The sequence below is a fragment of the Rubripirellula obstinata genome (assembly GCF_001642955.1).
In the GTDB taxonomy this organism is placed as follows: domain Bacteria; phylum Planctomycetota; class Planctomycetia; order Pirellulales; family Pirellulaceae; genus Rubripirellula; species Rubripirellula obstinata.
In genome coordinates, this window is sequence record NZ_LWSK01000021.1 from 1 (window position 1) to 15,024 (window position 15,024).

Sequence of the window (15,024 nt, forward strand, 5' to 3'; positions counted from 1 at the left end):
TAAGCTTGCTCAAGCAAGAGAAAACGGCCAAGTGCGGAGTCAAAAACAAGCGGCTCACCGCTGGTTGGGACGATGACTACATGGAAAAAGTCGTTTTCAGTCGGTAAATCCCCGTGCAATCGCCCTGCGGCCCAATCATCGCCGTGATGCCCGATAATGTCTGGTACGGCGGATGCGTTCCCGACGTGATCGACCGAATACTGCAAGAACATTTGATCGATGGCAAACCCGTGACCGAATTTGTGATCTCGCAATGAACATTCTAATTTTGACCGGTGCTGGTATCTCCGCTGAATCGGGAATCCCGACATTTCGTGATGCGGATGGATTGTGGGAAGGACATGCGGTTGAGGAGGTGGCGACGCCGCAAGGTTTCGCTCGCAATCCAGAGCTGGTCCACCAGTTTTACAACGAGCGCCGGAGGGCGTTGTTGTCGGAAACGATACAACCCAATGCAGCCCATGTTGCACTGGCTGATTTTGAGCGTGAACTTCTTTCGGATCCGCGAGTTTCTAATCAACGCTGCGACTTTCTGTTGGTCACGCAAAATATCGATGACCTGCATGCACGCGCGGGCAGCCAAAACGTGTTGCCCATGCATGGTGAACTTTTGAAGGCCCGCTGTCTGTACACCGAAGCCTTGTTTGATTGGCGTGACGACCTTGGTACGGACACGCCACATCCCGATAATCCTGACGACGAATCGATGCGAGGTTGCTTGCGTCCGCACGTTGTTTGGTTTGGCGAAATGCCGATCGGGCTCAGCAAAATTGAACAAGCCGCAGCCAATGCCGACGTGTTCATTGCGATCGGTACGTCCGGTTTGGTTTACCCAGCCGCCGGAATCGTCCAACAAACTAAACCACAGTGTCGCAAGATTGAAATCAACCTGGACGATACTCCTGCGTCGGCAGCGTTCGACGAGACGATTCGAGGACGGGCCAGCGAAGAGGTTCCCAGGCTGCTGCGAGAATTGTCGAACTGAATCTAGTCCCTACAATCGGAAATTGTTGTCGGCGTTGGCAGGGCGAGCATCGCAACTGCCGATAGTTGATTCAATGACGACTCAATTCGACGATATTGGGCTTAAGAAAGCCGCCATCTTGCTGATGAGTTTGCCGACCAAGGTTGCGGCAAATATCTTGGGGCAATTGCCGCCGCGGTACATCGAAGCGATCAGCATCATGATCGCTCAAACCGAATCGGTTGGCGGCGCGGATCAAGAGATCGTGATCGCAGAGTTCCTGACCAGCAAGGCCAGTGCGATCTACGCCAGTCCCGGTGGATTGGAACGCGCCAAAGAGCTGATCAAGGAAGCACTTGGCCGGGATGCGTCTGAGCTGATCGGTAACCTGACGCAGACGATCGAAGCGATGCCGTTTGGCTTTGTTAAAAAAGTCGACGCGCAGACTCTGCTGCAGTTCATCGGCGAAGAGCATCCGCAAACGATCGCGTTGCTGATGAGTCACGTGCCTGGTCACTACGCTGCCGAAGTGTTGGCGGGATTAGATCCGGAAAAGCAACTGGAAGTGATTCGGCGGATTGCTTCGATCGGTCGGACCAGTCCCGAAGCGGTTGCTGAGCTTGAATTTGGATTGGAAATGCGATTGTCCAGCATGGTCAATCAACAGCAAAGCCATAGTGGCGGTGCGGAAAGCGTTGCGGAGATCTTGAACGTTTGCGAGCGAGCGATCGAGCGAACGATCATGGATTCGCTGGGCCGCGACGATCCCGAATTGTCAGACGAAATTCGCCGGCTGATGTTCGTGTTCGAGGACATCAACAAGCTTGGCGATCGAGACATTCAATCGCTGTTGAAGAATGTGGAAACCGCGCAGTGGGCGATGGCGTTGAAGGGTGCCAGCACCAACCTGCAAGAGAAGGTGATGCGGAACATGAGCAGCCGCGCGGCCGAGAACTTGAAAGAGGAAATCGGCTACCTCGGAAGCGTCCGTGTCAGCGAAGTCGAAACGGTGCAGCAGAAGATTGTCGATGTTGTTCGCCACCTAGAAGACAGCGGCGAAATCTCGCGGCCGACCGGCGAAGAGGAAGAAGAATACGTCACGTAAATCACAGGCTAGTGGCTTGTCTCAGCTAAGAATTAGGGTGTGCCGTAGTGGATCTTGTTAAAGATCCTCTCGCGATAGGATCTTTAACAAGATCCACTACCCTAAAATTAAGCTGTGACAGACCACTAGAAGCGTGTGCGACTTTGTTACGCGCGGGCCTTGGCGGCGTACTGTTCGGCGTATTCGATCGACCATGCGTCGATCAACTGCTCGAATTCATCCGAGTCCACGTCGGCGATGGGCACGTAGTAGCTGCGATTAAACAGTTCGCGGTTCATCACGGTGCCTTTGCCTTTCAGATCCAGCACTTTGGATTTTCCCAGCGGTCGGATCATCATTTCCAGTCGGCTGTATTGGTTTTCGCGACGACCATTGGAAATTTTCAAATCATCGCGATAGCAGGCCGCTCCCCAGCCCACTTCGCCAAAGAGCGATTCTTCGCGGAAACCGGGGAAGTGGTCAGAGACTTGATGGATCGCTTTTTCGATACGTTCGGACAGCGACAACCGCAGCGATGTGTGCATGCGGCGCAGTTCATCTTCGCTTAGCTCGTTCGCTTTTTTCTTTTCAGCACCAGCTTCGCCCCGGCGCTTGCCGCGTTCGATCGCAGATTCCAGACGTGATTGAAAGTCGTCACTACTCATGACTTCGATGAATCCTCATTGGCTTCCTGCTGCGCCGCTGGGGCTGGTTCGGCAGCGGGAGCGGGAGCCTTTTCTGCGACGGGAACTTGCTGAGTTTCCGGGGCTTGCTCGTTTGCCGGTGGCGTGGAAGCGGGTGCTTCGCTGCTGGCAGTTGCCGCTTCGCTTGGTGCCGTTTCAGTTTCGCTGGTGGCCGGTTTGGCTGCAGCGGGAGGCTTTGGTTTGGCAGATTTCTTTTTTGGTGCCGCTGGTTTTCCGGTTCCGAGAAACTGTGCCAGATCACCAAACGATCGTAGCGGCTCTTCGCCTTTGGCCATCTTATCCGTCAGCGGCTTTTCTTCCTTCTTGCTGACGACGCGATAGGACTCAACTCGCTTTTCGCGACCTCTGCCGCCGCGTGAATCACGGCCCTGACCGCCTCGGTTGCCGCCGCCGGGTTTACCGCCAGAACGACCTGCACCGCCGCGCCCACCTGGGCTGCCGCCACGATTCTGACCACCCTTACTTGGGCCTCCGCCGGTCTGGCCGTCACGACTTTGCCCACCTCTGTTTTGCCCGCCTCTGTTTTGGCCGCCGCGATTTCCACCGCCGTGCCCATGACCGCCGCTTCGTTGATTGCGGCGTGCTTGTTCAAGTTCAGCTTCGCGTTCGGGCGACAAAGCACTCAAGCCGACACGACGTTTCTTTTCATCGATGCCGGTCACCCAAGCGGTCACAACATCGCCGACTTGAACTGCTTCGTGCAGGTCTTCGACAAACGTATCCGACACGCGGCTGACGTGAACCAGACCGCTGCAGTCGGGCGCGAGTTCAACGAAAACGCCGAACGGCATCACGCCGACGACGACACCGATCACCTGATCGCCTTTTTTCAGATCCTTCATCGCCGGGACTTTGGTCAGCACCGCTGGCGGAGTTCCTGATACATCACTATCGCCGAACGGATCGCAAAGCCAATGCACGAGCTGATAGGTTCGCTGAGCCCCGATTTGCCATTCTTTGATGCACTTATCAACAGCGGCCTTTTCCGGCAACGGATGCTTGATCGGATCAGCCGCCACCGGCGCAGTTTTCGTGGTAGCAGCCGCAGGCTCGGGTTCAGCTTCGGCTGTTTCAGCCGCTGGTGTTTCGGCCGCAGCTACTTCAGCCGCAGCTACTTCGGCCGCTTCGACCCCGGGGGTTTCAGCGGCTGGTGGTTCCGTCGCGGGCTCCGACGCTGGTGCTTGCGAATCACTTGCCGCCGAATCAGCTACGGCTTCAGTTGCAGGTTCTTCCGTTTCCGGTTTCGCGTCGTCCTGAATCGAAAACTCAGGCGACTTTTCACCCGATGCCGTGAACTCTTCGACGACGGGCTTTGATTCCTTCTGAACAACTTCCATCGGCTTAACTTCAGCGGCCGCCGTGCTTGACGCCGACGAGTAATCCGGAGCTTCGTAACCAGGCGGGAACGCAGGCGGCAGTTCGATACCCAGCGTCGTTGCCAATTTGCGAGCGATCGCATAATCGCCAGGATGGATCAGTGTGCCGTCGAGTGTTTCTTCGCTTCCGAAGACCCGCAGGAACGGCAACGCTTGCCGGCCTTCGGATTCGCTGGTCCAACCTTCCAGTTCCAGAATCGTTTCTCGTGACGTAAAGAGTTGCTTTCGTCGAGCGGTGTCGATCGCTGCTGCGGTGACGTCGGTCATGCCGGGCAACCGAGCCAGCCACGATTGTGGAGCCGAATTGACATCCACGCCGCCGCGGGAAGCACCGCTGACCATGATATTTTCCAGCACCGGCGCGAGTGCTTCTTCGGACAACTCACGCTGGAACGAACTCAATCGCAGTTTCAGCGGATCCACTTTCGCCATCGCCTGGGCGGGCTGCAGAACCGAGATCGCGAGCCATGCGGCTGATCGGAATCGGCGAGGCGTGGATCGCATTTCTTGATCGGCCACGCTGCTGCTGCTGTAAGCGTCCGCGCCGCCTCGTTCGGCAAGCGTCCAGCGAACTGATTTTTCAGGCGATTGTTTGATCAGATCACCGACCGCGACCATCATCGATCGCCGAGCGGGGCCATTACTGATGACAATCAAATCAACGTGGTGCGAATGAATCAATTCGCCCATGCGAGCGACGGCAGCGGATCGCTGAGCGGTGGAAAGCTGGCATGGCAAGTCTTCACAGTGCAACAGGCGACCGTCGGCGGACACGATTGTGGTCGCTGCGGTGCGAGGACCGACGGCATCGATCGACAGCACGACTTTCGCATCGACGGCACCCCGATTGACATGCGAACGAAGCGTGTCGGCGGTGACGGCGACCAATCGAGCCGACGCACGTTCTTGCAAATCGTCCCACCAAGCGGCCTCGGCAGCATCGCGGATGATGGCTTCGTTTTGCAGAACGACTGCCTTCAATTTGTCTTCAGCAACGCGATTAAAACCAACAGCGGTTCGTTGCAGTTCGGCGACCAATTTTGCAGCGTCATATTCAAACTGGCAAATCGCAACCTGGCTGCGAAGCGCACGACCGAGCATCACGACCTGGAAGGCGCTCAGCTTATCGCCGTTGAACTTCTTCCCTTGCAGCGGTTTCAGGACGCTGACCAACCATCGACGACGACGCTGTCGTGGCGAAACCTTCTTAGGAGCCTTTTTAGCCTCCGGTTTCTTCGCCGCTTTTTTCTCTTTTTTCGCAGCAGGCTTTGCTTCAGCGGTTTTGCCTTCAGCCGGAGCTACTGGTTGCGTCGGAGTTGAATCAGCAGCGGGTGGATCCGACTTTGGCGTTTCTGTCTCGACGGCCGCATCGGTTGCGGGAGTTTCCGCCGCTGGTTCAGCGACTGCTTCGTTAGCTTCCGCTGGCGCTGGAACTGTCTCAGCAGGAGTTTCCTCAGTTGAAACCTGCTCAGTAGAAACTTTCTCAGTTGAAACTTTCTCGGTTGACGTTTCCTCTGCGGGAACGGCTTCCGCAGCCGGTTTGGCATCTTCTGTTTTGGGAGCATCCGCCGCAGCGGTCTCCGTCACGGGTGCAGCCTTCGTTTCCGCTTTCGCTAGCGCGGCCGCCTCCTTTTGATTCTTCTCTGAACTTGATTCGAGATGAGGATCATGGATTTTGGCGATCTTGATCTGAGCATGTTTGGCCAGCCAGCGAACCGCGGCGGCAACAATCCTGGGGTCGTCGGGTAAACGGTGAGCCAGTGCATCGTCCAATCCCGCAACCGCAGCAGCGGCGTCGCCGATCGATTCGACTTTGCCGGCGATCGCGGCAAAGTCGTCGCCGTCACCCTTTTGCGGATTCAAAACTCGGACTGCCAAGCGGACCGAATCCGATGGCGCGGTCGATGATTCACCTTTCAGCCGTCGAGCCAATCTGGCCAGCACTCTGACCGATCCTGCTTTTTCGATCGCATGACCGATCGCGGGATCGACCAGCGGGGTTTGTTGCCAAGCGAGATGCAGCTTTTCTTTGCGAGTGGCAATCTCTTGTTCGTTGCGAATCGCAGCCGACAAAGCCCAAAGACTCGCCTCGTCGATGCCGCCCAGTTCATCACGTCGGTAACGCGACAAGAAAGGAGGACTATAACCCTGTTCGATCAGGGGCTGGGCAAGACGTAAGCTGGAAACATCGCAACGCCCGCGTTGGGCAATTGCATCAAAATCGACGCTCATAACGAGTCGGTCTCTTCTAAATTTACTAGGAGGCGAGATCAGGGTAAAAACTCGCAAATGCCACGCGAAAACTCGGCGCGCGTGGATCGAGAAAGATAAGGCCCCCACCACGGCAGTGTCAAGCAAGCGGTTAGTAGCGAATAGCCTTTAGCGATTAGCCTTTAGCTTTAGGGGCTCGATTCAAAGCTAACAGCTAATCGCTTCCTTTCCTACTTCGCCGTTTCCACAAACCGGGCTTCTCGCACGACCGTGACTTTGATTTCGCCTGGGTAGGTCAATTCGGACTCAAAAGCCTTGGCAATGTCGTGGCAGATCGACGCCGCCTGTTCGTCCGAAGTGCGGTCACTGGCCACAATTACCCGTAATTCACGGCCCGCACTGATCGCAAACGCTTGCCGCACGCCATCAAAACGCTTGGCGATCGATTCCAATTCCTCCATCCGCTTGATGTACCGCTCCAACGATTCTCGGCGAGCCCCGGGACGCGAAGCACTGCACGCGTCACCGATCGCGGTCACCATCGTGTAGGGATATTCGGTGACGATTTCGTCGTGATGCCCCAATGCCGCGTGAACGACCTCGGCACCTTCCCCGTTTCGTCGCAGCAAATCAGCCCCGATTTTGGGGTGACCGCCTTCCAGTTCGTGATCGGCGGCTTTGCCGATGTCGTGCAAAAGGCCACATCGCCGAGCCAAATTGCCGTCCATGCCCAACATTTCAGCCACCAAACCGGCCAAAAACGCGACCTCAATACTGTGGCGGAGCACGTTTTGGCTGTAGGAAGTCCGGAAATGAAGCCTGCCCAGCATTTGAATGATCTTGTCCGGCAAACCGCTGACCCCAACTTCGTCCGCCGCTTCATGCCCCTTTTGCATGATCAGTTCATCGATTTGACCGGTCGTTTCGCCGACGACCTCTTCGATTCGCGACGGGTGAATTCGTCCGTCCGCGATCAGGCTGCCCAACGACATCCGAGCGATTTCGCGACGAACGGGATCAAATCCGCTGACGATCACGACGCCTGGCGTGTCATCGATGATCACATCGACGCCGGTGGCTTTTTCAAACGCGCGGATATTGCGTCCTTCGCGGCCAATGATTCGCCCCTTCATATCATCAGTGGGCACATCGACGGTGCTGGTCGTGCTCTCGGCGGTGTGGGCCGACGCGTATCGCTGAATCGCGGTCAGCAACATTTCGCGGCCCTGGGCTTTGACGACTTGGTCGAGTGCTTTCTTGTGGCGAATCAATGCCGCGCCACGCTGTTGTTCCAAATCGGTTTCCAGCGACTGCAGCAACTGCTGTTTCGCGTCTTCCCGCGACAGACCGCTGGCTTGTTGCAAAACAACTTGTTGGGCGGCGACAACTTTATCAAGCTCGGTTCGCTGGTCAGCGATTTCACTCAACTGGTTTGCCAGCCGAGTTTGACTGTTTTCGAGCCCGCGTTGTGCCTTACGAAAATCCTCTTCCTGCTGATGCAGCAAGTCTTCGCGTCGATCCAGTTTCTGTTCCCGCGTCGTCAAGGCTTGGCGCATCGACGCAGCCTCCTGCTCTGCGGTCGCTTTGACCGACAACGCAGCTTCTTTGGCTTGGACCAGAATGTGCCCCCGCTCGGTTTCCGCCTCGCGGCGAGTCGAACTTAGCAGTTGCTTGGCTTGGGATTGGACTCGGAGTTGTCGTTTATTTTCGGTTGTTTTGAAGTAAGCGATCGTGCAGGCTGATCCAAGGATCACGCCAACGACGGCGCACAAAATGAAGGTAGGTATCATCGTATCGTCCTCTCGGTCGAGGACGCAAAAACCACTCGTCAGCTCGGTTGATTAAGGTGCCAGTAACCAAGGTCCTGGTACGCAAAGACATCGCCCGCAAAGATTCATTGCGGTGAGTGTTTCTAGGTTGGCCTAGTCGGAACTGCAGGGTTGCAAAGAGGTAAAGCAAAAAGCACATGATGGCTTCACCGGGCGGCGGGTGATTTTGTTGTCCGGAGGAGTTGTTAGTCTTGTAAGCATCCAGCCTATCATCTGAGCAATGCGGAAGAAACGATATACCCCGCCAATGCCCCATTAGAAACCTGGAAAAAGCCAAGATAACGGAGCCTCGATACCAGAAACAGAAAAGGCCCCACCATGAAAGACCAGTCACTTGCAAGATCTCATCTCCGAAATCCAAGCCGCTTGGCCGCCTGAGCGATTCCAGGGCGTTGGCGTGGTGGTCGGAATCAGCGGCGGTGCCGACAGCACCGCGCTGCTCATTTCGCTCGCGCGGATGATGGCGGATCTGCATCAACAGAATCGCCACGCCGGTTTCCTGATCGCAGCCCACTTCAATCACGGATTGCGAGGTCCAGAATCAGATGCGGACCAGCAGTTTTCATCAGAACTCGCCGAGCAATGGGGCATCCAGTTCGTCTCAGCAAGATCGACGCAGCCCTGCCAAGACGAAGCGACGATGAGTGCCCAGCGAATGGAGTTCTTGATCGATACCGCAAAACAAAACGGCGCTCGCTACATCGCTCTTGCACATTCCCTTGACGACAACGTCGAAACCGTGCTGCACCAATTGATGCGAGGCACCGGACCGGCGGGGCTGTGCGGAATCGGCGGAACTCGCAGCGTCGATGACGATCTGGTTCTCGTCCGACCGATGCTGAGGATCTCACGCGATCGCATCCGAGCCGCGTTGCAGGAAGCCGGGCAACCGTGGCGAGAAGATTCGTCCAACGCCAGCGTCCAATACAGCCGCAACTGGATCCGCCACGAACTGATCCCGCTAATCCAAACCCGCTATCCCGCCGCCGTGCCAGCGATCGATCGCGCGATCCAAGGCCAGAAAACATGGCGGACGACCATCGACGCCCACGCTGAAAACTGGATCCAGCAGCATCAATTGGCAACATCGCCTGCGACGTTCCGGCGAGACACCAATACCGACGCGGCCATCCTGATCGCGGCGATGCAACGGCACTGGAAAGAATCGGGCTGGCCGCGAGGATCGATGACACGCGACCACTGGCAGCGGTTGGCGAAGGCGTTTCAGGGGAAGGAGAAAACCGTACCCCGATTTGATCTTCCCGGCGGCGTTGAGGTCCAGGTTTTAGACGATCAGGTCATTCTGCGTGATTCGACCAACTGAATCCCAACCGCAATGGTCACGCGGCTAAACGAACTAATCCGTGTTCAGTCCATCCTTGGCTGTACCCGACTGAACCCTGGCGGGCCCAGCTACGAAAGATTTTCGCAACCTGGGAAGTTGTTTTGGGATCGTTCCTTAACCGACAAGAACTCGAATCGGCCTGAAGTTTGCTAGGCTGTTATGATCGACAATGATCTGCCAAATTGGCAATGCAAAACAACGAACTTCAAACTTACTCGCTGAAAAGACTTCTGTGGCTGAAGACCTCTATCAAACCCTGGGCGTAGACCGATCGGCGTCGAAAGACGAGATCAAGAAAGCACATCGCAAACTGGCGAACAAGCTGCACCCGGACAAGAACCCTGACGACAAAGCTTCGCATGACAAGTTCAAGCGAGTCCAGGAAGCCTACGATGTTCTAAGCGACGAGGAAAAACGTGCCGCGTATGATCGCTACGGATCCGATTTCGAGAAGATTCGCGGCGGTGGATTCAATCCCAATGCAGGCGGATCGCCTGGTTTCGACGGCTTAGACTTGGAACAAATCTTTGGCGGTCGCGGCGGCGGTGGCGGGAACGCGCAATTCGATGGCTTTGGCGATTTCTTTGAACAAATGATGGGCGGTGGTGCTGGCGGCCCATCCGCCGGTGGGCGGCGCAGACGCTCACCCGCGCCGCCGGCACGCGGCAGCAACGTTCGACACGAATTGGAAATCCCGCTGGAGATCGCCGTCCGTGGCGGAAAGACCGAGTTCTACGTGCAAACCGGTTCTGCCAACGAGAAGATCGCCGTCAACATTCCCGCTGGCGTCAAAACTGGCTCGAAAATTCGACTTCGCGAACGAGGCGGACCTTCACCCAACGGAGGCCCCACCGGCGACCTGATCCTATTGCTGAAAGTGTCCGACCATCCGTACTTCAAACGTTCCGGCGGAAACCTGCAAATCGACTTGCCGGTCACGATCGGTGAAGCCGTCTTGGGCGCAAAAGTGGACGTGCCGACTCCGGCCGGAACCGTCACCATGACCATCCCGCCAGGCACCAGCAGCGGCAAGCGTTTGCGATTAAAAGGTCAGGGCGTCGGAAGCACCGACGGTTCCGCAGGCGACTTGATCGTCAACGTGCAGATCCAAACGCCGGAGACAATCGACGACGACTCAAAAGAACTGATCCAAAAATTTGCAGACAAAAATCAGGATGATGTTCGTCAGGGCATCGCGTTCTGATCGCCATGGCGTCTTACGGATTCAGCAAAGCCGTCCGAGTCAAACGCGGTGCCGAATTCACCTTTGCACTGCGGCGAGGCCAATGCGCCGCCGACGGAGTGCTGGTGTTGTTCGCGGTCCCAAGTCAGCCCGATGCACCGGCACGACTTGGGATCACCATCCCCAAGAAAACAGGCAACGCAGTCGTTCGCAATCGTTGGAAACGTTTGATCCGGGAATCGTTCCGAACTCAAATCGAACAAATCCCAATCGGCCACGACTACATCATCAGGCCAAAAAAAAACGCGACCCTCAACTGGATCGCGGTTCAAAAATCGGTGCCGAAATTAGCGTGCAAGGCGACAAAAAATACTTAACAATTGTCGCCGAGATTGTCCCAACCTCGCTATCGAAACCCAAGCGTGAGACCAGCTCGGCTACGCTAAAACTAAGCCGCTGCTTTCGCACTACCCGCGAAAAAACTCTTCAGCGTTTCCACCACTCGGTTTTGCTCTTCTTCGCGTAGTCCTGGGAAGACCGGCAGGTTCAGAATTTCGTCGCAAGCCGATCGCGTTTCAGGAAGCTTCGACGAATCGAAATTCAGATCCTCGTAACACTCTTGTTCGTGAACGGGAATCGGATAGTAGATCTCGCTGCCGACACCGTGCTCGGACATGTGAGCTCGCAAGTCATCGCGGCGACCGCCCTTGATGCGAACTGCATACTGATTCCAAACGTGGAATGCCGCTGGATCTTCATAAGGCAGAACCATTTGATCGTCGCCAACCAAACCCGCATCGGAGAGCATTCGGCCGTATCGACTCGCCACTAACTGCCGAGATTCAACCGCTTCGGGCAGATGCTTGAACTTGACGCGAAGCACGGCGGCTTGGAACGTGTCCAAACGACTGTTGATGCCAACGACTTGGTGATGATAACGAGGACGCATGCCATGACCGGCAAACAAACGAAGCCGGTCAGCCATCGCTGGATCCACCGACGTCAGCATTCCGCCGTCGCCCATGCCGCCAAGATTCTTGGTCGGATAAAAGCTGAAGCAACCGACCAATCCCCAACTACCTGCGGGGCGCGAATGATAGGCCGCGCCGATCGCTTGAGCTGCGTCTTCGACAACGATCAAGTCATGGGTGCAGGCGATTTGGCAGATGCGGTCGATTTCAGCACACTGACCAAACAAGTGAACCGGAATGATCGCCTTGGTAGCCGGCGTGATCGCTTCTTCGATCTTCTCGGCATCGATATTGAATGTGTCAGGTCGAATGTCAACAAAGACTGGTGTTGCACCCAATCGAGTGATGCAACTGACCGACGCAAAGAAAGTAAAACTCGGAACGATGACCTCATCACCCGGTCCGATGCCGATCGCCATCAACGCCAGCAACAGTGCGTCGCTTCCTGACGCACATCCGACTGCGTTTTCGACTTGGCTGTAACCGGCAACTTCGCGTTCCAGTTCAACGACATCCGGCCCAAAAAGAAACCGGCCGCTATCGACGACACCGGTTAGAGCTTCGATAAATTCATCGCGGTAGGGCTGATTATCGCGATTGATGTCCAATAGAGGGACATTTTGTGTTGGCTGTGCCATCCTGGCGACCTTGTTTTTGGCTTTCAAAATCATGTTTGCGGAAACAACTGCAAACCTAACCCAGAAATAGCCCCATCGCGTCCCGCCAGTCAAGATCAGTCACCTTGAAAACTAAAATGGATTTGAATCAGAGTGGGTCAGCTTGCCTGTTGGGTCACCCTCTGCCAAGCTTTTAGAAACCACCTACGTCCCAATACGTAAGAAAGTCGATGCTGCAACGTGGCCAAAAATTTGTTCCGGGATATCGTCTTACAGAATTCCTGGGGCGAGGTCAGTTTGGTGAAGTGTGGAGGGCGAGTGCTCCGGGGGGAGTCTGGACGGCTGTAAAGTTCATCGATCTTTCGCGAGGTGAAGGGCAAAAAGAGTTTCGGGCGATCAAGAGAATCAAGGAAATTGATCACCCAAACTTGATGAATATCACGGCGATTTGGCTGCTCGATGATTCGGGTAACGTGATTCCTGATAATCCCGAACTCAGCGATGACACCGTCGATATCGATAGCATCATTGACGACAATCCCTCTCTGCTTGCTCCCAAGAACCCAGCGACTTTGGTTGTAGCGATGCCACTGGGTGGAAAAAGTCTGCTGGACAGGATGAAGGAACTTGAAAAGGCAAACCGAACGGGCATCCCTCTTGATGAACTTCTTCCGTACATGGAAGACTGTGCGAAAGGTCTCGACTTTTTGAACGCCCCACAACATGATCTGGGCGAGGGCAAAGTTTCGATTCAGCACTGCGACATTAAGCCCGCCAACATCGTGACGATTGGTGGGAGTGCAGTGATCTGTGACTTGGGTCTTGCGAAGCTTTTGCAACACCGGCAGGTGGAAGCGACCGAGGCTGCGGCGGGCACCGTGGGTTACATGTCGCCCGAAGCGATTCGTGGGAAATCCAGTTCGAACAGCGATCAGTATTCTCTCGCTGTCACCTACTATCACCTCAGAACAGGGGTGCTGCCGATCCAGGGCACGTCAATGTTCGAGGCGATCACTGCGCATCGCGAGGGAAAGCTCACGTTTGACAAGGTTGGACAAGCAGAGCAAGACGTGCTGCGTCATGCAACCAAGTTGCATTGGGAACATCGTTATCCCAGTTGCAGGGCATTTGTCGATGCGCTGCGTGAGTCATTTCGTGAACAACCCGCGTCCGCAGTCAACGACGCAGCCGACTGTATTTTTGACACGACTGAGTTGGCCAACGAACAGACAATGAACGAAGTGGCCGCACTTCCGACAACGCCAGAAGCGAATGCGGTGTTGGGATCAGACACCGCCTTAGAAGCACTACCTTCTACACCAACGAAAGCTCATGCTGCGAAGAAAACTTCGGAATATCGGATGTGGCGATGGATTGCGGCTGTCGCTGTAACGGTGCTTTGCGCCGGAGGCGTCTGGTTGAAAATGAGTGGAACTAAAGAAGAGGCAATCCAAGAAAGAACTGCAACACTCGAATCAGCGATTGAGGCCATTCCTCGTGATCTTATTGAGGCACGCCGGCTATTCGCCAGTGTTCTTTCAGAAGACTCTTCGATCGGGAACCTTACGCCAATCGTTCTGGACGGGTTTCGACGCAACGTTGTTCATCTTTGGAACCCCGCTCCGGATACGTTGATTGCGTTTGCGTTCGAGAATGCGCCAGCAATCGTTTCTTTGAAAGATTCCAAGATAGCCTTAAAGGCTCAGGCATTGGCCCCGTTCGATTCAGTTTTGTTCAATCCGAATGCAGTTGACTGTTTCCAGTCCTGGGTTGCGGCCGGGCATGGAACCTCCGTTCGCATCTGGGACGCTGGACGCGCAACTGCCGATCCAGCGTTGTTCGTAGAGCTTGATCCGTTCAAGGAAGAGGTGACTGCTGTTGCTCTGGGCGCGTGCTCTGGTGACGCGATTCTGGCAGTCGGCTCGGCGTCGGGAAAAATCCATCTTTTCGTTCATGTATCGGGCAAGTGGAACCGGTTGGTCGATTGGCCGATTGGCAATGAAATCAAAATGCTTTCGTGGGATCCTTCGGGGCAATACTTGTCGACCTTAGACATTGAAGGCAATGCATCGATCTACAAGGTCGAACACTTGATGGCACATCACGACGACGGAACGCCGCAAACGTTTTACAAGAATCCGGCCGCAAACGTGCGTCAGTTGCACTGGGGCCCAAACACCAACGTCCCAGCGTTGGGTGTTGTCCATTCAGGTGGAAGCGTGACGATGGTACGAATGGGCGAATCGCCAGAACAAGTCTTTCGAGAGTCTGTTGGAATCAACGGGTCAGAAATTGAATGTGGGCAAGTGCTCATTAATGGATCGCAACTAGCAATGGTCGTGGGGCTCGAAGATGGATCTCTCTTGGACGTCGGCAAAGCGAGTGTGAAGCAAACAACATTTTCCAATCAATCGATTTCTTCGTTAGATGTCACCGATGATGGGAACTGGATTGCTGCCGGATCCATTGATGGGAACCTGTTGTTCACCAAACGTGAATTGCTTGGGCAATATGCAGCGGTGGCGAAAGACGATGGTTCTGAATACTCGATCGAGTTTGTCAAAATAATCGAGCCAAGCAATCTTGTTGTCGCCGGGTGCAGCGACGGAACGATCCGAGGGTGGTCTTTGGACCTGTTAAAGTTGTTCGGAATCACTCATCGCGATACGACACTGCAAAAGATCGAAGACGTTAATCCTGAACCGCCTAAATCTCCGTCCATAAACTCGAGAACCTAAAG

General features: G+C 55.3%; 11 protein-coding genes. 7 read left to right on the plus strand and 4 right to left on the minus strand.

Going from position 1 to position 15,024, the window contains the following annotated elements; genetic code table 11:
- The first annotated feature begins 113 nt into the window (after positions 1 to 113).
- From RC85_RS26705 to fliG, 3 genes are all read left to right on the plus strand, one after another.
- Positions 114 to 257: a (2Fe-2S) ferredoxin domain-containing protein gene (locus RC85_RS26705; RefSeq protein WP_157593898.1), complete on the plus strand. Its 144-nt coding sequence runs from the start codon at positions 114 to 116 to the stop codon at positions 255 to 257.
- Positions 254 to 985, plus strand: a complete 732-nt coding sequence (locus RC85_RS08160; protein ID WP_068260969.1) for an SIR2 family NAD-dependent protein deacylase — start codon at positions 254 to 256, stop codon at positions 983 to 985. The genes RC85_RS26705 and RC85_RS08160 overlap by 4 nt, the downstream gene beginning before the upstream one ends.
- A gap of 73 nt (positions 986 to 1,058) precedes the next feature.
- Complete coding sequence (gene fliG, locus RC85_RS08165) at positions 1,059 to 2,069, plus strand: flagellar motor switch protein FliG (protein WP_068261031.1); 1,011 nt, start codon at positions 1,059 to 1,061, stop codon at positions 2,067 to 2,069.
- 146 nt (positions 2,070 to 2,215) lie between these two features.
- Here the strand turns inward: fliG and RC85_RS08170 are convergent, their stop codons facing one another.
- The 3 genes from RC85_RS08170 to rny all read right to left on the minus strand — a co-directional run bounded on the left by RC85_RS08170 (position 2,216) and on the right by rny (position 8,129).
- Positions 2,216 to 2,713: a hypothetical protein gene (locus tag RC85_RS08170; protein ID WP_068260972.1), complete on the minus strand. Its 498-nt coding sequence runs from the start codon at positions 2,711 to 2,713 to the stop codon at positions 2,216 to 2,218.
- Positions 2,710 to 6,360: a S1 RNA-binding domain-containing protein gene (locus RC85_RS08175; protein WP_068260975.1), complete on the minus strand. Its 3,651-nt coding sequence runs from the start codon at positions 6,358 to 6,360 to the stop codon at positions 2,710 to 2,712. Before RC85_RS08175 ends, RC85_RS08170 begins: the two co-directional genes overlap by 4 nt.
- A gap of 209 nt (positions 6,361 to 6,569) precedes the next feature.
- Positions 6,570 to 8,129 carry a ribonuclease Y gene (rny, locus tag RC85_RS08180; protein WP_068260978.1) on the minus strand — a complete coding sequence of 520 codons (1,560 nt, stop codon included), beginning with the start codon at positions 8,127 to 8,129 and terminating at the stop codon, positions 6,570 to 6,572.
- A 373-nt stretch (positions 8,130 to 8,502) separates the two neighbouring features.
- Between rny and tilS the strand changes: the two genes are divergently transcribed.
- From tilS to rnpA, 3 genes are all read left to right on the plus strand, one after another.
- Complete coding sequence (gene tilS, locus RC85_RS08185) at positions 8,503 to 9,492, plus strand: tRNA lysidine(34) synthetase TilS (protein ID WP_068260979.1); 990 nt, start codon at positions 8,503 to 8,505, stop codon at positions 9,490 to 9,492.
- A gap of 253 nt (positions 9,493 to 9,745) precedes the next feature.
- Positions 9,746 to 10,717, plus strand: coding sequence for a DnaJ C-terminal domain-containing protein (locus RC85_RS08190; protein WP_068261033.1), 972 nt, complete (start codon positions 9,746 to 9,748; stop codon positions 10,715 to 10,717).
- Positions 10,718 to 10,722: 5 nt separating this feature from the next.
- A complete protein-coding gene (gene rnpA, locus RC85_RS08195) occupies positions 10,723 to 11,073 on the plus strand; it encodes a ribonuclease P protein component (protein ID WP_068260980.1) in 351 nt (116 codons plus the stop codon).
- A 71-nt stretch (positions 11,074 to 11,144) separates the two neighbouring features.
- Here rnpA and RC85_RS08200 read toward each other — a convergent pair whose 3' ends face one another.
- Complete coding sequence (locus RC85_RS08200) at positions 11,145 to 12,305, minus strand: DegT/DnrJ/EryC1/StrS family aminotransferase (protein WP_084422480.1); 1,161 nt, start codon at positions 12,303 to 12,305, stop codon at positions 11,145 to 11,147.
- Positions 12,306 to 12,514: 209 nt separating this feature from the next.
- On the opposite strand from RC85_RS08200, the gene RC85_RS08205 reads away from it, so the two are divergent.
- On the plus strand, positions 12,515 to 15,022 hold the full coding sequence (locus tag RC85_RS08205) for a WD40 repeat domain-containing serine/threonine protein kinase (RefSeq protein WP_068260985.1): 2,508 nt from the start codon (positions 12,515 to 12,517) through the stop codon (positions 15,020 to 15,022).
- Positions 15,023 to 15,024 lie beyond the last annotated feature (2 nt).